The sequence below is a fragment of the Amycolatopsis sp. NPDC023774 genome, assembly GCF_040639695.1.
Taxonomy (GTDB): domain Bacteria; phylum Actinomycetota; class Actinomycetes; order Mycobacteriales; family Pseudonocardiaceae; genus Amycolatopsis.
The window spans coordinates 649,126-668,655 of record NZ_JBFAAJ010000002.1; the positions used below are offsets into that span (position 1 = coordinate 649,126).

Sequence of the window (19,530 nt, forward strand, 5' to 3'; positions counted from 1 at the left end):
TGAGGACGCTCACGGCGCGCGATGCTCCAGCGGCGGACTGACGTCCGGGTAGCTCGCCTCCTGGTTCGGCACCGCCGTGGTCACCGCCGCGCCCCGCTGCTCGGCTTCCCGGCGCGAGATCCTGCGGTTCACCACCGCCTCGCCCACCTGCTCGCCGCGGAGGCGGCCCAGCACGGCGAGCGTGATGGCGTGCACGATCGCGAGCACCAGCAGCAGCACGCCGACGCGGCCCACCACGCCGGGCAGATCGCTGTCGCCCAGCGGAATCGTGGACAGCAACGCCAGCAGCCCCAGCGTCACCAGGTGGAACAGCACCGTGACCAGCCGGGTCATCGACGCGCCCGCGGCGGGGTCACCGTAGGAATTCTCCAGGTACCCGCGTCCGCTGCGGTAGATGACCTGCCCGTCGATCAGCACGAGCACCACACCGATGGCGAGGAACGACACGTACGCTTCTGTGCTCATCCCGGCACACTCCTTCCGGCCTCTCCCGAAGAATTACCCCTCGACCAGCGGAAGAAAACCCTCCCGGCAGCGGTTCAGCCACGGAAGGTGTCGGGGTGCGGGCCCGTGCGGTGGTCGGCGTCGAGCTTGCCGATCGCCTCCAGGTCCTCGTCGGCGAGTTCGAAATCGAACACGTCGATGTTCTCCCGGATGCGCGAGGGCGTTGCCGATTTCGGGAACACGATGTTGCCCAGCTGCAGGTGCCACCGCAGCACCACCTGGGCCGTGGTCTTGCCGTGCTTGTCCGCCAGACCGGTCAGCACCGGGTCGGACAGCACGGCCGCCTGCGCGAGGGGGCTCCACGCTTCGGTCGCAATGCCGTGCGCGCGGTGGTAGGCGCGCAGTTCGGTCTGCTGCAACGCCGGGTGCAGCTCGATCTGGTTCACCGCCGGCACCGTGCCGGTCCGATGGGCGAGCTCTTCGAGGTGCTCCACCTGGAAGTTCGACACGCCGATGGAGCGCGCCTTCCCGGCACGCAGCAGCTCTTCGAAACCTTCCCAGGTGCGCACGTACTTGTCCTGGTGCGGCAACGGCCAGTGGATCAGGTACAGGTCCACGTACTCGAGGCCGAGCCGGCGCAGGCTGCCTTCGAGCGCGTTGATCGCGTTGTCGTGGCCTTGGGCGTCGTTGGCGAGCTTCGTGGTGACGAAGACTTCCTCACGGGGCACTCCCGACTTCTCGATGCCCTCGCCGACCCCGGCTTCGTTGCGGTACATCTGCGCGGTGTCGATGTGGCGGTAGCCCGCCTCGAGCGCGGTCCGCACGGCGTCGGCGGTGTCTTCCTCCGGAATCTGGAACACACCGAACCCGAACTGCGGGATGCGCACACCGTTGTTCAGCTCGAGGTCCGGGACGTTCGTCGCGTGAGCAGTCATGATCTCGGCCTACCCGAGGGCCCGGATCCCGAAACTCGATCAGGGCGCGACCGCGGCCGCCAGCGCTTCGGCGAGCGTCGTGTGCACGGCCAGCGTGTCGGACGCGCCGGTCACGTCGAGGCAGCGGCGCACGCTGCGCGCGCCGTCACACACCACGGTGAACGAAACAGCCTGATCGTGCGCGGTGCGCAACGCGCGGATGCCGGCGCAACCGAGGAACTCGACTCGGGAGAGATCCGCCACCACGGGCACGCCGAGCCGTGTGGCGTCCGTCAGTGCTTCGGCGAAAACGTGCGCGGTGGCGGCGTCGAGGTCGCCCACCGGGGCGAGCACGCGGGCGCCCTCGTGGTCGGTGGTCGTGACGGTGAGATCCGCCGGTATCGAGATCGCGGAAAAGGGGACGTTCATGGAGCGCTCCTCTCGCAGGAACCTGCAGGGGCGCTGACCGGAGCACGTGTCTGAACAACAGCCAACACGTCCGACCGTACGCCGGTGTGCTGTGAGGTCAACCCTCGTCGAACACGCGTTTCAACGCGCCGAGCCCGGCCGCGATCTTCTCCGGGGCCACGGCGCCGTACCCGAGGGCCAGCCCGGACGGTGCAGGTTCCCCGCAGAGTCCCGCCAGGGTCTGCACACCGACACCGGCCTCGTTCGCCCGTGCCACACCGGGTTCTACGTCCACATCGGACAGTGCACACAGGTGCATCCCGGCGGCCGAGGGCACCGGCGTGAGCAGTCCCGCGAACTCCTCGCGCAGCAGCGTCGTGATGTGCTCGTGGCGCGCGGCGTACTCGCGCGTCGCCTTGCGGATGTGACGCGCGAACAGACCCTCGTCGAGGAACCGGGCGAGCGCGGCCTGTGCGTGGTGGTCGCCGTGCCAGTCGGCCAGCTGCCGGGCGTGGACTAGCGCGTCGCGCAACGAGCGCGGAGCAATCAGGAAACCCAGGCGCAGCACGGGAAGCAGCGTCTTGGAGAACGAGCCGACGTAGGCGACGCACCCGGCGCGGTCGAGGCTCTGCAACGGTTCGAGTGGCCGGTCGGAAAAGCGGAACTCGCTGTCGTAGTCATCCTCGATCACGAGCGCTCCGGCGCGCTCGGCCCAGTCGAGCAGCGCGGTGCGGCGCGCGAGGGACATCGGCGTGCCCAGCGGGAACTGGTGCGAAGGCGTCACGTACACCAGGCGCGTGCGCGCGGGCAGCGCCGAGACCCGCAACCCCTCGCGGTCCACGGGTACGCCGACGATTTCAGCGCCGTGCGAACGGAACAGCAGCCGCGCCATGCGGTAGCCGGGCTCTTCCATCGCGACGCGGTCGCCGGGTTCGAGCAGCACGCGGCACAGCAGGTCGAGCGCCTGCTGAGCGCCTTGCGTCACGAGGACGTCGCCGGTGTCGGCGCGCACGGACCGCGAAACGCCGACGTGGCGCGCGATCGCCGCCCGCAGCCCGGCGTGGCCCGCGGGGTCGCCGTAGTGCGCGAAACCGGTTCCCCGCAGCTCCGCGGACACCAGGCGACGCCAGGTCTGCAGGGGGAACAACCGCGCGTCGGGGATGCCGACACGGAAGTCGTACTCCGGGTCGGCGCCCGCCGGCTCGAGCGGGGACAGGGTCCGCCACACCTCGCGGGGCCGCAAGGCCGAACCGGCGGGTGCGTGTCTCGTCCGGCCGGCGGGCAGCTCGGCGGACACGTAGGTGCCGGACCCGACGCGGCCGGTGAGGAACCCGTCGGCGGTGAGGCGGTCGTAGGCCACGGCGACGGTGTTGCGGGAGACCGACAGGCGTTTCGCCAGCTCACGAGTGGGTGGGAGGCGTTCGCCGGAACGCAGCCGGCCGTCGAGGATCGCGTCGCGCAGCTCGCGGTAGATGCGCGTGCCGAGGTCACCGCGCCCGGCGAGCGTCACGTGGAAGTCCACCTCCGGCAGCCTACATTGGCCAACCTCGAATGCGCGGAATTGGATCTGGCGCAGGGCCAAACGTCCTTTTACCGTCTACCGCATGACGACGATCGAGCGCCCCGTTTCCGTGACCAGTTCGCGGCCCGGCCGCCTGCTCGCGGGCGCGCAACTCGCCGCCTCACTGGGTGACGGTGCATTTCTCACGTGCTCGGTGCTGTATTTCACGCGCGTTGTCGGATTGACACCAGGACAGGTGGGGCTCGGTCTCACGCTGGGCTGGGCGGTCGGCACGGTCGCCGGGGTGCCACTGGGGCACGCGGCCGACCGGCGGGGTGCGCGGGGCGCGGCGGTGCTGCTGTCGGTGGCGACCGGACTGGCGATCACGGCGTTTCTGTTCGCCGGTTCGGCTTGGACGTTCACGCTCGCCGCTTGTTGTTATGCCACCGGTCAATGCGGGGTCGGCGCGGTGCGCCAGGCCCTGCTGGCCGCGGTGGCGGAACCGCGGCAGCGCACGCGGATCCGCGCGCACCTGCAGTCGGCGGGCAACGCGGGGCTGGCCGTCGGCGCGGGACTCGGCGGACTCGCGCTGCTGGCCGACACTCCCGGCGCTTACGTCGCCGCGTTCTCCCTCGACGCGGCCGCGTTCGTGGTGTCCGCCGTGCTGCTACGCCTGCTGCCGGCCGTCGCACCGGTGCCGCGGGTCAAAGGCGAGCCGGCCCTGGCCGTGCTGCGCGACCGGCCCTATGCGCTCGTCACGCTGCTGAACGCGATCTTGCTGCTGCGCATGCCGTTGCTGAGTGTCGCGATTCCACTGTGGATCTTCTCGCGGACCGCTGCTCCCGAGTGGACGGTGTCGGCCCTGTTCGTGCTGAACACGATCGTGGTGGTGCTGGGCCAGGTGCGCGTGGCGACGCGGGTGACGGGCCTGCGCGCGGCAACGCGGCTGGTGCGCCACTCCGGGGTGCTGCTGGCCGCGTCCTGCGTCGCGTTCGCGCTGTCGGCGGCGGGCTCGTCGGCGACGGTGGCCGCCGCGGTGCTCGTGGCCGGGGCGCTGCTGCAGGTGCTCGGGGAGATGCTGCAGTCGGCCGGTACCTGGGAAATCGGGTTCGACCTGGCGCCCGCCACGCGGCAGGGCCAGTACCAGGGGTTTTTCGGGACCGGCACCTCCGTGGCCCGCATGGCGGGCCCGGCGCTGCTCAGCACGGCAGTGGTGCAGTGGGGCACGCCCGGCTGGCTGCTGGTGGGTGCGGTGTTCGTGGTCGCCGGGTGGGCGATGGGTCCCGCCGTCCGGTGGGCCGGGCAGCGGGGCTGAGAACCCGGCGACGCGGAGGCTTCGGTGATGCCGCCGGTGGGTGGGCGCAATGGTGCGAACCACCCGCTCGCACTGAGCCTCGATGCAGCCGAGTCCCCGATGGTGCCGGGGAACTCAGTCCCGCAGGGCCAGCTTCGCGAGTTCCTGGTCGAAGTCGAACCACTGGGCCTCGTCGCCGGCGGGCACCTCGTCGTAGGTGCGGTCGAGGAAGTCGGCCAGCTCGTCGGCCGGGGCTTCCAGCACGGCGGAGCCGTCGGGGGCGTTGAGCTCCACGACCACTCGGGCGTCGTCGGCGGCCGGGCGCACTCGCACGTCGCCGTCTCCGGCGGGGGCGATGAGGCCGTCCGCGAGCAGGTCGCGGCCGAAGAGCCAGCGGACGACACCGGGGCCGGCGTGGTAGCCGACGGAAATGGCGTACGGGTCCGACGGGTCGTACTCGAGGTCAGCGCGCACCGGCAGCGGAACGCTCCCGAACGTGCGCAGCCCGAAGACGATCGTCGCGTGGACGACGGGGGGCTCGGTGCCCATGGCGGTACCTCCTTCATCTCGTTCTCGGGTGGAAGCAACTCACGGCTCAACGTGAATGTTCCTCTATGAGTAACGCCCCGTAAGAGTACGAGCTGCCCGACAACCGATCTTTCACTCCTTTGGTGGAGACGGACGTCTCATGCGCTCACTCATCGGCATGAAGTAGACCCCGATCGATGTCGGGAAGCTGCCGCCGGCCTCCGCGGGCTGCACTCGCCGCCATCGTGAGCGGCACACCCCGGGAGACGGACGAGGACCGCAGGCCTGGTGTGGGTGCCGATCGCGGCGCCCGGCCCGCCGCGTGGACAGGCGCTGCGGGACCGTTCGCCGGTCGCGGAGCTGCTGCCCGGCCTGGTGCGCCGCGCCCGCGACGCGCTCGCCGACGACGGCGGCTGGATGCTGCGCCGCCCCGACGGCAGCCCCGTGACGGAGGCGAGCACCTGGGCGCCCAGCGCCTGTGTGACGGTGAGGGGCTTCACCTTGTGCCGAGGGGCACAGACTGTCCGGAACTCGAGTACGACGACCTCGCTGCCACGGTCGCGGCCGGCGTCGCGCGCACCGTTGCGGCTCGGGGCTGCCCGGCACACGCGGGCGGTGGGCCCGGCGGGGGTCGACGTGGCGGTGCCGCTGACGCTGGTCGCCGCGCCGCACTCCAGGCCGCCGCGCAGCATAGCCACAACCACCGCCGGCGGGGTGACGGTTGCTGCCGACGCTCGTCGCCGTGCCGCACCCCAGCGCGCCCGAAGCACAGCCACAACCACCACCGGCGGGCGGCCGTGCCGCCGACACAGGTCACCGTGCCGCATCCCCACCCCCCGCGCAGCACAGCCACAACCACCGCCAGCGCGGCAGCCATGCCACCGACACAGGTCACCGTGCCGCACCCCCACCCCCCCGCGCAGCACAGCCACAACCACCGCCAGCGCGGCAGCCATGCCACCGACACAGGTCACCGCACCGCACCCCCACCCCCCGCGCAGCACAGCCACAACCACCGCCAGCGCGGCAGCCGTGCCGCTGCTCGTGGCGGCCACGGCACTGTCTCGCGCTGGGTGATTCCGCGGCGGCTGCCGCGTGCACGGCCGCAGGGCTGTTGCTCGCGTTCGCCGCGCGTGCGCCGGCTCTCGGCGGGCCGCCGCCGGCGTGCGGGGCGGACGCCTGCCCGAGGTTGTTCGGCGGTGACCTCCCTTCCGGTTCGTCACAGGTGCTCGCGGGGTGCGCGGCCGCTCTGGGGATGTCGGTGGTGGCGCTGGTGGCCGTGGCCGGCCGGGTGGCGGTGTTCGTGGGCGGGCTCACGGCGAGGGTGCTCGGCGGGGCCGCCGCGTGGCTTGCGGCGGGTGGGTTCGTCGACGGCGCGGGCGCCGCGGCCTCGGCGGCGGGCGTCCCCCGGCGCAGTTGGCAGCACGAACCCCACGGCCAGCGCCACACGCAGAAGTCCCACCGGGGCATGGTCGTTCGTGGCTCCCGAAAGTGACGGACACTGGCGAGAGCGGTCAGCGCGTCCACTCCTCCACGCGCACCCCGAGCAGGTCCGCGGCCACGCGTAGCTCCCGCCGCCGATCACCCGGGACGGCGTGGATGTGGTTGGCGCCGAACCCCCGAAGGAACACCGGGGCCTCGACGTCCAGCCGGGCGAACGCGTGCGGCCATTCCGGTGTGGACCGAGCCGCCAGCGCCGTGTTGGTGGCGTCGTCGTAGCACTCGAACTCGCCCCGGACGAGCTGCAGCCGATAGGCGCCGTCGAGCCGGGTGAGCCGCGCGAGGGTCATCGGCCCCGGCGCCGCGAAGTGCGCCACGGACGCGCCACCGGCGGGGAAGAAGAACACCGACGGATACAGGTGCACCCGGCCGAGGTTCTCCGCCGGATCGTCGCCGCGGGCCGCGAACCACGTCGCGTGCTGTCCGGAATTGCACAAATCCCACACGTCACGATCGGGGTGGTGGTGCCGGACGTCCGCGAACAGCACCGGCGTGCCCGTGATGCGGTGCATCAGCTGCATCGTCAGCGCTCCGTCCATATCGGACTCCGTGGCGGTGACGTGGACGGGCTTGGGCCCGTTCCAGTCGTACGGGTCGTTGAGCAGCGCCTCCGCCACGTCCATCGTCGCGAAGTTCTCGGTCAGCTCGGGCTGGGCCTTGATGCCCGAGAAGTCCAGGTGCCGCTCCACCGCGAGGTCCCGCACGGCCAGGTACGCGCGGATCTGCCGCTCCAGCAACGCAGGCGTGAGCTTCTCCCCGTCGTAGTGGACAGTCGCGAGCCGCTCCAGCCACTCGCGCCCGCGCGCGGCCTCGGCGGCGTCGGCCTTCTCCGCGCGCAGCACGAGCTCGTACTGGTCGATCTCCTCGACGTCCACCCCGAACTGGCGCATCCACTGGTCCGTGTTCGCGACAGCCGTGTTCATCCCCATCGGCCGCCCACCGAACCGCCCGAACGTCGAGCCGCGCAGCGACGTCACGGCGGCGGCCGCCCGCGCCTGGACGCCGAGGTCGTCGATCAGCGCCGGGTCGTCCGGCGCGCCCCACAGCCGCGTGTGCCGTCGGCCGATCTGATCCAGGGCGCCGCCCGCGGCGAGCATCCCGACGAGCCCCGGTTCCGCCGGGTCGGTGGACGCGACGAGCAGCAACGGCGTCGTCGTCGCGTCGGCCGCCAGCATCGTGAAGTGCGGGAAGCTCCAGACGGCGTAGTAGAACACCGTCACGTCCACCGAAGCCGCGGCGACGGACCGGGCGGCCGCGGTGGCCGTGGTGTTGGTGGCCACGAGCCCGCCGCTGATCACGTCGTGACCGGCGGCCGTGAGGGCGGCGACGAACGCATCCACTTTGGACCGGATGAACCCGGTGTTGCGCCGGTGCACGTGATCGCGACCGTCGGAGATCGCGATGACCCCAATGCGCGTCATGAGCCTTGGTTGAGCTCGGTGTAGACCTGCGCGGCGTTGTCCTGGGTGATCAGCCGCGTCTGCAGGGTCTGCGTCTTCTGGACCTGCCCGCAGTCGACGAGCAGCTTCTTCGCCGCGGCAACGGCTTCCGCCCCGCCGGTCGGGTAGATGAACGTGGCCGAGAGCCGCCCGGCCTCCACGGCCTTGATGCCGCCCTCGGGCACGGGCAGCCCGTCGATCCCGACGATCGGCAGCGCCGCCTTGCCCGCGTTCTGCGCGGCGAGCCGGGCGCCTTCGGCCATGGGGTCGTTCTCGGAGAAGATCGCCTGCGCGTCAGGGTGGGCCTTGAGCAGTGCGTCGGCCTGCTGCTGGCCCTTGTCGCGCAGCCAGTCGGCGTCGGCGGTCCCGACGATCGTGATGCCCGTGCCCGCGATGCCCTCGTTGAAGCCGTCCGCGCGCTCCTTCGCCGGCGTCGAACCCGCGAGGCCCTTCAGCTCCACGATTTTCCCGCCCTGAGGCAGCAGGTGCTCCTTGAAGTACCGGCCGGCCTGGCGCCCGATGTCCACATTGTCCGCTCCGATGAATGAGGTGTACGCGTCACCGTCCACTTTGCGGTCGAGCACCAGTACCGGTATGCCCTGGTCGTAGGCCTTCTTCACGACGCTGGTCAGCGGCGTCGCCTCGTTCGGGCTGATGATCAGCAGGTCGATCTTCTGCGTGAGGAACGTGCTGACCTGCTCCACCTGCTTCGAGTTGTCCTGCGCAGCGTCGGCGAAGTTGACCGTGAACTGCGGGATCGACGCGGCCGCCTTGCGGATGTCGTCGTCCATCCGCACGCGGTAGGGCTCGCCGAGGTTCGCCTGGCTCATGCCGATGGTGAACTTCCCGCCCGGCCCCTTGCACGCCTGCGCGGCGGGCCCGGCGCCGGACGACGCCCCCGGTGCGTTCTCGTGCGTGGTGCCGCAGGCCGTGGCCGCGAAGGCGACCCCGGCGACCGCGAGCGCCAGCCCGCGGCGAGTGGTGGTGGACATGTGAGCTCCCCTTCCCTGGCGAACGTGCCTACGGTCCGGCCTGCGCGCGGCCCGGGCGCAGGCGTTGCAGCCCGGCGGCGAACACGATCACCACGCCGACCACGATCAGCTGCACGTTGGAGTCGATGTTGTTGAGCTGGAGGATGTTGTCGAGCACGCCGACGAGCAGCGCGCCGGCCACGGTGCCGAGCACGGTCCCGCGCCCACCCGAGAGGCTGGTGCCGCCGATGACCACGGCGGCGATCGCGTTGAGCTCGTAGCCACTGCCGTCGTTGGGGCCGCCGAAGTTGAGCTGTCCCGCGTGGACGATGCCCGCCAGCGCGGCGAGCAGCCCGCAGATGCCGAACACGAGCACCTTCACGCGCACCACGGGCACGCCGGAGAGCCGCGCGGCCTTTTCGTTGCCGCCGATCGCGTAGATGTGCCGGGAGAAGGCGCTCACCCGCAGCAGCACCATGGCGAGGGCGGCGACCACCACGAAGATGAGCGCGGGGATCGGCACGGTGCCGTTGAAGGTCCGTTCCCCCAGCAGCGAGAACGGGACCGGCGCCTGGCCGGGCCCGTCGCCGTAGGTGATGGACACCCCTTCGCCGCCGGACCACATACGCGCGAGGCCGCGGGCGATCTGCATGCCCGCCAGGGTGACGATGAACGACTGGATGCGGAACCGCGCACTCGCGATTCCTTGGACCAGGCCGAAACCCAAGCCCAGCGCGAGGATCGCGACCACGGCGGGCAGGAGTGCCCAGTCGTTCGTGGTGAGCAGCTCGGCGACGCCGACGCTCGCCAGTCCCAGCACCGACCCCACGGACAGGTCGATGCCGCCGACGAGGATCACCAACGTCATGCCGACGGCGAGGATGCCGATCTCGGAGATGGCGCGGACGACGTTGAGCAGGTTGTCGGCGCCCAGGAAAACGAGTTCGCCGTCGTTCGAGGGTGAGAACACGATCGCCGCGGCGAACACCACGACGAGCCCGAAGACGCTTTGGAACCGGAACAGCGTGGCGAGCACCGAGCGGCCGGTCACCTGACGTCCCCCATCGACGCGGCGAGCAGCTCGCCTTCGCCGGCGAGCGCGGTGTCGAACTCGTGCGCGGTCTTGCCGCCGCGCAGCACCACCACACGGTCGCAAACCCCCACCAGTTCTGCGGGTTCGGACGACGCGAGAAGGATTCCCACCCCGGTTTGCGCGACTTCTCCCAAGATCCGGTAGATCTCGGCTTTCGCGCCGACGTCGACTCCTCGGGTTGGTTCGTCGAGTAACAGCAGTCCTGGTTTGGTGAGCAAAGCGCGTCCGAGAACCACCTTTTGCTGGTTGCCTCCGGACAGCGCGCCGACCGGCTCGGCCAATGTGCGAAGTTTGACACCGAGCTGTGCGGCCACGTTGTGTGCGGCTTCGCGCTCTCTGCCGGCGGCGACGACACCGAAGCGGGCGAGGGCGTCGACGACGGACAGGACGGTGTTGGCGAGGACCGAGTGGCCGAGCGAGAGGCCGGAGATCCGGCGGTCCTCGGGGACGAAGGCCACGCCGTTGCGGAGCGCGTCTCGTGGGGATCTCGGCCGGTACTCCTTGCCGTTGAGCTGAATTCGGCCACCGGTGATGGTTCCGGGAGACGCGCCGTAGAGGGCCTCGAGGAGTTCGGTGCGTCCTGAGCCGAGCAGCCCGGCGACCCCGACGATCTCCCCGGCGCCGACACTCAGGCTGACCCCAGCGGGTTCACGGCGGCCGGCCTTCGGTGTGACCACGAGGCCGTCCACCACCAGAACGTGTTCGCCTTCGGACGGTTTGGTTTCGGTCGTGAACATCTGCTGCACCGGCCGGCCGACCATCGCCTCGGCGACCTGCGACGCCGTCAGCTCGCGCGCGGCGAACTCGGCCACGACCTCGCCGTTGCGCAGCACCGTCGCCCGATCTGCGACGCGTCCGATTTCTTCCATGCGGTGGGAGATGTACACCAGGGCCACCCCGGCTGTGCGCAACTGGTCGATCACTGCGAACAACCGCTCGACTTCGCGCGGGGAAAGCGCCGAGGTCGGTTCGTCCATGATCAGGATCCGTGCGTTCAGCGACAGCGTTTCGCGATGGTCACCAATTGCTGTTCGCCGGTGCGCAACCGTTCGACGGGCGTGGTGGCGTCGAGGTCCACGCCGGACTGTTCGAGCAGGGCTCGGGTGGCGCGGACCATCCGCTTGCGGTCGAGCACGCCGCAGCCGGTGTGCGGCTCGCGCCCGAGGAACACGTTCTCCGCCACGGAAAGCGCCGGCACGAGGTCGAGCTCTTGATGGATCATCGCGACGCCGGCCCGCTGCGCGTCGGCCGGGCGGGCGAACCGGACCGGCAGGCCGCCGATCCGGATCGCCCCCTCCTCGGCGGCCACCTCTCCGGAGAGAACTTTCATCAGGGTGGACTTGCCCGCCCCGTTCTCCCCGAGGAGCGCGTGCACCTCCCCCGCCCACACGGTGAAATCCACCGAACGAACTGCACGCACTCCGCCGTAGGTCTTGCTGACGCCGACCAGCTCGACCAGCGCGACGCCGTCGTCGCCCATCGCCCTCGATCCCACCGTTCGAGAAATCGATTACCAGCGAAACTAAGGGCGCCGGCGAGGTGTGTCAAGAGTCACTGGACAACCGGTCGAAAACGGGGGAAACCGGACCATCAGGCGCGCGGTTCTGCGGAAAGCCCCGACCGAGCGGGCCACCGCTCTACTCCGCCAAGTCCACGCCCCGGGCAGACACGGCAAGGGCACCCGTCGATCGGAAAGAGGGCCCGCGGCCACGTCGAAACGGGCCGGCGCCACCACCGAGCCAGCCCGCACCACGCACCCGGCGGGCGCCCGTCACTCCGCCACGCCGCCGGGGAAATCCACCACCGAAGCACGCTCCGGCTCCCTCGCCAGAAGCCGCGTCCACACGGGACTCGTCGTGAAGTGGTTGTCGAACTCCTCCTGCGTGGCCAGGACCTCCGCGGGATCCGCCGCACCCCGCCGGATGCGGTCGCCCAGACGGAAGTAGCCGAAACGGTTCTCCCCCGGCGCCTTGACGATCAGCACGTCGGCACCGGACCCGGCCGGAGTGCCCCAAGCGTGCACGACACCCGGAGGCACCAGCAGGTAGTCGCCGGCGGTCAGGACCACCACGTCGTCGCCGACGAGGACCCGCAGGCGGCCCTCGAGGACGTAGAACATCTCCGGCGCCAGACGGTGGAAGTGTGGCGGCGGACCGTCCACACCCGGCCCCAGCGTCGTCCGCACCACGTTCATCACGCCGCCGGTGTCGGCGGCGTCCGCGAGCAGCCACGTCCGATTGGGCGCGGCGCCCAGCACCTCGGCCTCGGTACCCCGGACCAGCACCGGTTGATTCATCCCGACCTCCTCATGCGACACCTATCAGCAAGATAGTACGTCGCCGAACTATTCGGTATCAAACCACATTGGAGGTTGAACACCCGGTGACGATCACGCACCGTCCCGGCGACAACCGCGGCCACGCTCCGCACTCTCGCCTTTCCCCCGTGCTCACGCCGTACGGTTACCCGGGTGGTTTGTGGCAGACCTCGCGCGAAACGTGTCCCCGACGGTGTGGCCTGGGCAACTTTTTGGCGGGTTCCCACAATGCAGCGGCTCCGGCATGCGGCATGCACGACATTGGTGTACCCGCCGGTAAGGGAGCAGGGTGTAAGCGAAGACAGGCGACGATCCGGACACGGACGTCGCCTGCTGCGCGTGGGTACTTGGGAGGCTCAGTCCGGTGTTCAGTCGTGTCGCCATCGTGAACCGCGGGGAAGCCGCAATGCGGTTGATCCACGCTGTCCGAGATCTCTCCGCGGAGACCGGTACACGGATCGAGACGGTCGCCCTCTACACGGACGCGGACCGGTCCGCGACGTTCGTGCGGGAGGCCGACGTGGCCTACTCGCTCGGGCCGGCCTCGGCGCGCCCGTACCTCGATCTCGCCAAGCTGGAGCAGGCGCTGATCGAGACGAAGGCCGACGCCGCGTGGGTCGGCTGGGGCTTCGTCGCCGAGGACCCTGCGTTCGCCCAGCTGTGCGAGAAGGTGGGGGTGACCTTCATCGGGCCGAGCGCCGACGCCATGCGCCGGCTCGGTGACAAGATCGGCGCGAAGCTGATCGCCGAGGAGGTCGGCGTCCCCGTGGCGCCGTGGAGCCGCGGCGAGGTCGCGACGCTCGAAGACGCGCTGGCAGCCGGCGACAAGATCGGCTACCCGCTCATGCTCAAGGCCACCGCGGGCGGCGGCGGGCGCGGTATCCGCAAGGTGTCCTCGGCCGACGAGCTCACCGACGCCTACGAGCGCACCAGGCAGGAAGCGCTGCGCGCGTTCGGCAGTGGCATCGTGTTCCTGGAGCGCCTGGTCACGGGCGCGCGCCACGTCGAGGTCCAGGTGATCTCCGACGGCGAAACGGCGTGGGCGCTGGGCGTGCGCGACTGCTCGGTGCAGCGGCGCAACCAGAAGATCATCGAGGAGTCGGCGTCGCCGGTCCTCTCGCCGGAGCAGACGGCCGAGCTGAAGTCGTCGGCCGAGCGGCTCGCGGTCAAGGTCGGCTACCGCGGCGCGTGCACCGTCGAGTTCCTCTACCACCCGGGCGAGAAGCTGTTCGCCTTCCTCGAGGTGAACACCCGCCTGCAGGTGGAACACCCGATCACGGAGATCACCACCGGTACGGACCTCGTGCGGCTGCAGCTGCACGTCGCGTCCGGCGGCAAGCTCGAGGGCGAGCAGCCCGCCGAACTCGGCCACGCCGTGGAGGCACGGCTCAACGCCGAGGACCCCGACCGCGACTTCGCTCCCTCACCCGGCCACATCGCGCGGCTGCAGCTGCCGGCCGGCCCCGGCATCCGCGTCGACACCGGTGTGAGCGAAGGCGACACGATCCCGGCCGACTTCGACTCGATGATCGCCAAGATCATCGCCTACGGCCGCGACCGCGACCAGGCGCTCGCCCGCCTGCGCCGTGCGATGTCCGAGACCACCGTGATCATCGAGGGCGGCGCCACCAACAAGAGCTTCGTGCTCGACCTGCTCGACCAACCCGAGGTGATCGACGCCGGCGCCGACACCGGCTGGATCGACCGCGTCCGCGCCGAAGGCCGCCTGGTCACCAGCAAGCACTCCGCGATCGCGCTCGCCGCCGCGGCCATCGAGGCCTACGAGGACGAGGAAGAGATCGCCCGGGTACGGCTGCTGTCGACCGCGCACGGCGGGCGTCCGCAGGTGCAGTTCGAGAGCGGCCGTCCGCTCGACCTGAAGCTGCGCGGCGTCGCGTACCGCGTGAGCGTCGCGCGCATCGGATCGAAGCGTTTCCGCGTCGGCATCAGCGGCGGCGGCGACGTGCACCCGGCCGACGTCGAGATCGAGCGCTTCGACTCCCACAGCGGCCAGATCACCGTGAACGGCACGCGGTTCCGCCTCGTCGCCGCCACCCACGGCCCGATCCACCTGGTCGAGGTCGACGGCATCACCCACCGCGTGAGCCGCGACGAGGGCGGTGTCGTCCGCTCCCCCGCGCCCGCGCTGGTCGTCGCGACACCGCTGGCCGTCGGTGACGAGGTCGACGGAGGCGCGCCGATCCTCGTGCTGGAGAGCATGAAGATGGAGACGGTGCTTCGCGCGCCGTTCCGCGCCCGGGTGCGGGAGCTGCCCGTGTCGATCGGCAGCCAGGTCGAGACCGGCGCCGCGCTGATGCGCCTCGAGCCGCTGGCCGACGACGATGACGCCGCGGAAGCCGCCGACGCCGGCGAGACCGTGGAGATCGAGCTGCCCGCCGAGGCTACGGCCACCTCCGCCGCCGACCGCGCGGCCCGCGGGCTGCAGGACCTGCGCGGCCTGCTCCTCGGGTTCGACGTCGACCCGCACGACCAGCGCCGCACGCTCGCCGGTTACCTCGCCGCGCGGGCCGAGTTGGGTGCGGCCCGGCCGCTGGCGGACGAGGTGGAGCTGCTGGGTGTGTTCGCCGACCTGTCGGAGCTCACGCGGAACAAGCCGGCCGGCGAAGACGTCAGCCCGGCGAGCCCGGTGCACAGCGCCCGCGAGTACTTCCACACCTACCTGCAGAGCCTCGACGTGGAGCGCGCCGGGCTGCCGGAGACGTTCCAGGCCCGCCTGCGCCGCGTGCTCGGCCACTACGGCGTGGCCGACCTGGAGCGCACGCCGGAGCTGGAGGAAGCGGTCTTCCGCATTTTCCTGGCCCAGCAACGGTCTTCGTCGGACGTCGCGATCGTCACGGCGCTGCTGCGGCAGTGGCTCACGGAGGCGCCGCCCACCGGTGACCTGCGCGAGGAGGCCGGCCTGGCGCTGGAGCACCTCGTGGCCGCCACGCAGGTGCGCCATCCGGCGGTGAGCGACTTCGCGCGCGGCGTGGTGTTCCGCTGGTTCGCCCAGCCGCTGCTGCGCCGTGCCCGCGCCGAGGTCTACGCCGAGGTCCGCCGGAGCCTCAAACACCTCGACCGCAACCCGGACGCGGCGGACCGCGCGGAACTCATCGCCGGCATGGTGTCGAGCTCCGAGCCGCTGGTGCGGTTGCTCGGCCAGCGCATCGACCGGCCGGGCACGGATCACGCGCCGCTGCTGGAAGTTCTCACGCGGCGTTACTACGGCAACAAGACCCTGTCCGGAATCGAACGGCGGGAGGTCGAGGAGTGTGTGTTCGTCACCGCAGAGCACGCCGAGCCCGCCCGGGTGGTCACCACGGCCGTCGACTTCGCGCGGCTGCCCGCCGCCGTCCGCGCCGCGGGTGAGCTGGCGAGCGACGCCGGCACGTACGCCGTCGCCGACCTCTACGTGACGTGGGCCGACCAGCCCGACTCCGACGCGATGGCCGCGCGGCTCGGCGAGGTCATCGCCGCGCAGCCACTGCCGGAGGCGATCACGCGCATCACCACCACCGTCGCCGGGGGCGGCGGGGCCGTGATGCACCACCACTTCACCTTCCGCCGCAGCGCCGAAGGTTTCGCCGAGGATCGGCTGATCCGCGGCCTGCACCCGCGCGTCGCCGAGCGCATGCAGCTGGAGCGGCTGCAGGAGTTCGACCTCACGCGCCTGCCTTCGGCCGACGAAGAGGTGTACCTGTTCAAGTGCGTCGCGCAGGCCAATCCGGCCGACGAGCGGCTCGTCGCGATGGCGCAGGTGCGTGACCTGACGCCGCTGCGCGAGGCCGACGGCCGGCTCGTGTCGCTGCCCGCGGCCGAGGACACGCTGGCCGCGTGCCTCGACGCGATCCGCAACGTGCAGGCGCAGCGCCCGGCCCGGAAACGCTTCGACATTAACCGGATCGTCATTTACGTGTGGCCGCCCAGCGACCTCACCATGGACGAGCTGAACTTGCTAGCCCAGCGCGTGCTGCCGTCGACGGCGGGCGCGGGCTTGGAGGAGATCCAGTTCCTGGCGCGGCGGCGCAACCCTGAGACGGGCGAGCTGACCGAGCTGGCCGTGACGATCCGCAGCGAGGCCGGCTCGGGCGTGCGCCTGTCCGTCGGCGAGCCGTCGCAGGACCCGGTGCAGCCGTTGGACGACTACCGCCAGAAGGTTCTGCGCGCGGCGCGGCGCGACACCGTGTACCCGTACGAGCTCACCGACCTGCTCGCCGGCGGCGGCACGTTCACCGAGCACGACCTCGACGACTCCGGTGTGCTCGTGCCGGTCGAGCGGCCGAAGGGGCGCAACAAGGCCGGGATCGTCGCGGGTGTCGTCTCCACGCCGACCGAGCGGGTTCCCGAGGGCGTCACGCGGGTGGTGCTGCTGGGCGATCCGACGAAGTCCCTCGGCGCGCTCGCGGAGCCGGAGTGCGCGCGGGTGATCGGCGCGCTCGACCTGGCCGAGCGGATGCAGGTCCCCGTCGAGTGGTTCGCGCTGTCGTCCGGCGCCAAGATCTCGATGGATTCCGGCGTTGAGAACATGGACTGGATCGCGGCGGCGCTCAAGCGGATCGTCGAGTTCACGCAGGACGGCGGCGAGATCAACATCGTCGTCTCCGGGATCACCGTCGGCGGCCAGCCGTACTGGAACGCCGAAGCGACGATGCTCATGCACACCAAGGGCATTCTGGTGATGACGCCGGATTCCGCGATGGTGCTCACGGGCAAGCAGTCGCTCGACTTCTCCGGTGGTGTGTCGGCCGAGGACAACTTTGGCATCGGCGGCTACGACCGCGTGATGGGCCCGAACGGCCAGGCGCAGTACTGGGCACCGAACCTGGCGGGCGCGCGTGACGTGCTGATGGCGCACTACGACCACACCTACGTCGTGCCGGGCGAACCCGGCCCGCGCACCGCGGCGACGTCGGACCCGGTCAGCCGCGACGTGTCGGACTTTCCGCACGCGATCGTCGGCAGCGACTTCACCTCGGTGGGCCAGATCTTCTCGGCCGAGCACAACCCGGACCGGAAGAAGCCGTTCGACATCCGCACGGTGATGCGCGCAGTGTCCGACCAGGACCATCCGGTGCTGGAGCGCTGGGCCGGCATGGCCGACGCGGACACGGCCGCGGTGCAGGACGTGCACATCGGCGGGCACCCCGTGTGCCTGCTCGGCATCGAGTCGCGCTCCGTGCCGCGCCGCGGCTTCCCGCCCACCGACGGCCCGGACACCTACACCGCGGGGACCCTGTTCCCGCGCTCGTCCAAAAAGGTCGCCCGCGCCATCAACTCGGCCAGCGGCAACCGTCCGCTGGTGGTGCTGGCGAACCTGTCGGGCTTCGACGGCTCCCCCGAGTCCATGCGCAAGCTCCAGCTGGAATACGGCGCCGAGATCGGCCGCGCGATCGTCAACTTCGACGGCCCGATCGTCTTCACGGTGATCTCCCGCTATCACGGCGGGGCGTTCGTGGTGTTCTCCAAGGCGCTCAACCCGAACATGACGGTACTCGCCCTGGAAGGGTCCTTCGCCTCGGTGCTGGGTGGCGCGCCGGCCGCCGCGGTGGTCTTCTCGGGGGAGGTCACCACGCGCACGGCGAACGACCCGCGGGTCTCCTCGTTGCAGGTGCGGCTGGGCGAGCTGAGCGGCGCCGAGCGCGCGGCCTGCGCGGCCGAGCTGGCGGAGGTGCTGTCGTCCGTGCGCGCCGAGAAGCTCGGTGAGGTGGCCGCCGAGTTCGACCGCGTGCACAGCATCCAGCGCGCCGTGGAAGTCGGCTCGGTGGACGCGATCATCAGCGTGGCCGACCTTCGGCCGCGGATCGTGGAGGCGATTGAGCACGGGTTGAAGCGTTGAGTGTTGCTGGGAAACGCCGGGCTCCGGGTGGGGTCCGGCGTTTTCTTTGTCCTCGGTGGACAGCGGTGCCGGGCTGGGGCCCGGCCGCACACGCGAGAGGCTGCGACTCGGGAGGGCCGAGGTGCCGGTCGCCCGGACCCAGCGCGATCGCCGTTCTCAGTGGGCTTGTCCTCAGTAGACCGAGGCGAGCAGGTCCTCGACCTCGTCTTGGCGTGGCGCGCGGGGAGCGTTTTTCGTCACCGCGTCCGCCAGAGCGGCCGTGGCCAGCGCGGGCAGGTCGGCGCGGGTGAGGCCGAAGGTGCGCAGCGGGCGCTTGAGGTCAATGGCTGTGGAGATCGCGCGGACGGCGTCGACGGCATTGCGGGCGCGGAGGCAGTCGGCGACGGTGGCGTAGGCCGCGGTCGCGAACGGGGCCGTGTAGGTCATCACCTCCTCCAGCACCGCGCCCAGCGCGACGCCGTGCGGGGTGCCGGTGCGGGCCGTGATGGCGTGGCCGAGGCCGTGGACCAGGCCGAGGCCGGAGCGCGTCAGGGCCTGGCCCGCGAGGTGCGCGCCGAGCATGAGCTGGGAGCGGGCCTCCAGATTGGCACCGTCGCGGTAGGCGATCGGGAGCCAGGCGCCGACGAGGGCGACGGCACGGGCGGCGTCGGCCGCCGACACCGCGTCGGTGCCGAGGGAGGCGAGGGACTCGACGCCGTGGACGAGGGCGTCGAGGCCGGTGGCGGCCGTGATCGCGGCGGGCAGGCCGAGCGTGAGTTCCGGATCGAGCGCGGCGATCCGCGGGCGGACCGACTCGTGTCCGATGTAGATTTTCCGACGCAAGCGGGTGTCTTCCACCACACCGAAACCATTGGTCTCCGCGCCGGTGCCCGACGTCGTCGGCACTGCGACGATCGGCAGTCCGTCCGAAGCGGACCACAGCGTGTCGGCGTCGGCGGCGAGCGCACCGGGGTTACCGGCCAGCAGCGAAATGCCCTTGGCCGCGTCCAGAGCGGACCCGCCGCCGAGGGCGATCACGACCGCGGCCCCGTCGTCGCGCAGGCGGGCGGCGCCGCGGTCGAGCTCTGTCGTCGCGGGGTTGGGGCCGATGTCCTCGTGCACGGCACACGCGACACCTGCCGCGGCGAAGATCTTCTCGACGCGCCCGACGATGCCCGTCGCGCGCAGGCCGCGGTCGGTCACCACGAAGACCCGCGATCCGCCCAGCTCGGCGGCGAACTCCGGCAGCCGTTCGACGAAGCCGGGCCCGAACTCGGTCCGCACCACGCGTGCCCCTTTCCCGGGA

The 19,530-nt window shown here is 71.1% G+C and carries 15 protein-coding genes; 3 read left to right on the forward strand and 12 right to left on the reverse strand.

Annotated elements, in window-relative coordinates; genetic code table 11:
* Window positions 1-9: 9 nt before the first annotated feature.
* The 4 genes from AB0F91_RS09220 to AB0F91_RS09235 form a co-directional block, all read right to left on the reverse strand.
* Window positions 10-465: a hypothetical protein gene (locus tag AB0F91_RS09220; protein ID WP_360596169.1), complete on the reverse strand. Its 456-nt coding sequence runs from the start codon at window positions 463-465 to the stop codon at window positions 10-12.
* A gap of 74 nt (window positions 466-539) precedes the next feature.
* Window positions 540-1,379 carry an aldo/keto reductase gene (locus tag AB0F91_RS09225; protein WP_360596171.1) on the reverse strand — a complete coding sequence of 280 codons (840 nt, stop codon included), beginning with the start codon at window positions 1,377-1,379 and terminating at the stop codon, window positions 540-542.
* Window positions 1,380-1,418: 39 nt separating this feature from the next.
* Window positions 1,419-1,787, reverse strand: a complete 369-nt coding sequence (locus tag AB0F91_RS09230; protein WP_360596173.1) for an STAS domain-containing protein — start codon at window positions 1,785-1,787, stop codon at window positions 1,419-1,421.
* Between the two features lie 97 nt (window positions 1,788-1,884).
* Window positions 1,885-3,288: a PLP-dependent aminotransferase family protein gene (locus tag AB0F91_RS09235; protein ID WP_360596174.1), complete on the reverse strand. Its 1,404-nt coding sequence runs from the start codon at window positions 3,286-3,288 to the stop codon at window positions 1,885-1,887.
* 82 nt (window positions 3,289-3,370) lie between these two features.
* Between AB0F91_RS09235 and AB0F91_RS09240 the strand changes: the two genes are divergently transcribed.
* Window positions 3,371-4,582 carry an MFS transporter gene (locus AB0F91_RS09240; protein WP_360596176.1) on the forward strand — a complete coding sequence of 404 codons (1,212 nt, stop codon included), beginning with the start codon at window positions 3,371-3,373 and terminating at the stop codon, window positions 4,580-4,582.
* 114 nt (window positions 4,583-4,696) lie between these two features.
* Here AB0F91_RS09240 and AB0F91_RS09245 read toward each other — a convergent pair whose 3' ends face one another.
* A complete protein-coding gene (locus tag AB0F91_RS09245) occupies window positions 4,697-5,110 on the reverse strand; it encodes an SsgA family sporulation/cell division regulator (protein ID WP_360596177.1) in 414 nt (137 codons plus the stop codon).
* Between the two features lie 1,093 nt (window positions 5,111-6,203).
* Between AB0F91_RS09245 and AB0F91_RS09250 the strand changes: the two genes are divergently transcribed.
* A complete protein-coding gene (locus AB0F91_RS09250) occupies window positions 6,204-6,584 on the forward strand; it encodes a hypothetical protein (RefSeq protein ID WP_360596179.1) in 381 nt (126 codons plus the stop codon).
* A 19-nt stretch (window positions 6,585-6,603) separates the two neighbouring features.
* On the opposite strand, the gene AB0F91_RS09255 is transcribed toward AB0F91_RS09250, so the two are convergent.
* From AB0F91_RS09255 to AB0F91_RS09280, 6 genes are all read right to left on the reverse strand, one after another.
* Window positions 6,604-8,010: an L-fucose/L-arabinose isomerase family protein gene (locus AB0F91_RS09255; RefSeq protein ID WP_360596181.1), complete on the reverse strand. Its 1,407-nt coding sequence runs from the start codon at window positions 8,008-8,010 to the stop codon at window positions 6,604-6,606.
* Window positions 8,007-9,020 carry a substrate-binding domain-containing protein gene (locus tag AB0F91_RS09260; protein ID WP_360596183.1) on the reverse strand — a complete coding sequence of 338 codons (1,014 nt, stop codon included), beginning with the start codon at window positions 9,018-9,020 and terminating at the stop codon, window positions 8,007-8,009. The genes AB0F91_RS09255 and AB0F91_RS09260 overlap by 4 nt, the downstream gene beginning before the upstream one ends.
* 28 nt (window positions 9,021-9,048) lie before the next feature.
* Window positions 9,049-10,050 (reverse strand): ABC transporter permease, encoded by a 1,002-nt coding sequence (locus AB0F91_RS09265; protein WP_360596184.1) that lies wholly within the window; start codon window positions 10,048-10,050, stop codon window positions 9,049-9,051.
* Window positions 10,047-11,069, reverse strand: a complete 1,023-nt coding sequence (locus AB0F91_RS09270) for a sugar ABC transporter ATP-binding protein (RefSeq protein ID WP_360596185.1) — start codon at window positions 11,067-11,069, stop codon at window positions 10,047-10,049. Before AB0F91_RS09270 ends, AB0F91_RS09265 begins: the two co-directional genes overlap by 4 nt.
* Before the next feature lie 17 nt (window positions 11,070-11,086).
* Window positions 11,087-11,572: an ATP-binding cassette domain-containing protein gene (locus AB0F91_RS09275; RefSeq protein WP_360596187.1), complete on the reverse strand. Its 486-nt coding sequence runs from the start codon at window positions 11,570-11,572 to the stop codon at window positions 11,087-11,089.
* Window positions 11,573-11,863: 291 nt separating this feature from the next.
* Window positions 11,864-12,388, reverse strand: coding sequence for a cupin domain-containing protein (locus AB0F91_RS09280; RefSeq protein WP_360596189.1), 525 nt, complete (start codon window positions 12,386-12,388; stop codon window positions 11,864-11,866).
* 385 nt (window positions 12,389-12,773) lie between these two features.
* On the opposite strand from AB0F91_RS09280, the gene AB0F91_RS09285 reads away from it, so the two are divergent.
* Window positions 12,774-18,245, forward strand: a complete 5,472-nt coding sequence (locus AB0F91_RS09285; protein WP_360596191.1) for a biotin carboxylase N-terminal domain-containing protein — start codon at window positions 12,774-12,776, stop codon at window positions 18,243-18,245.
* A 171-nt stretch (window positions 18,246-18,416) separates the two neighbouring features.
* On the opposite strand, the gene AB0F91_RS09290 is transcribed toward AB0F91_RS09285, so the two are convergent.
* Window positions 18,417-19,511 carry an iron-containing alcohol dehydrogenase gene (locus AB0F91_RS09290; protein WP_360596193.1) on the reverse strand — a complete coding sequence of 365 codons (1,095 nt, stop codon included), beginning with the start codon at window positions 19,509-19,511 and terminating at the stop codon, window positions 18,417-18,419.
* Between the last annotated feature and the right edge of the window lie 19 nt (window positions 19,512-19,530).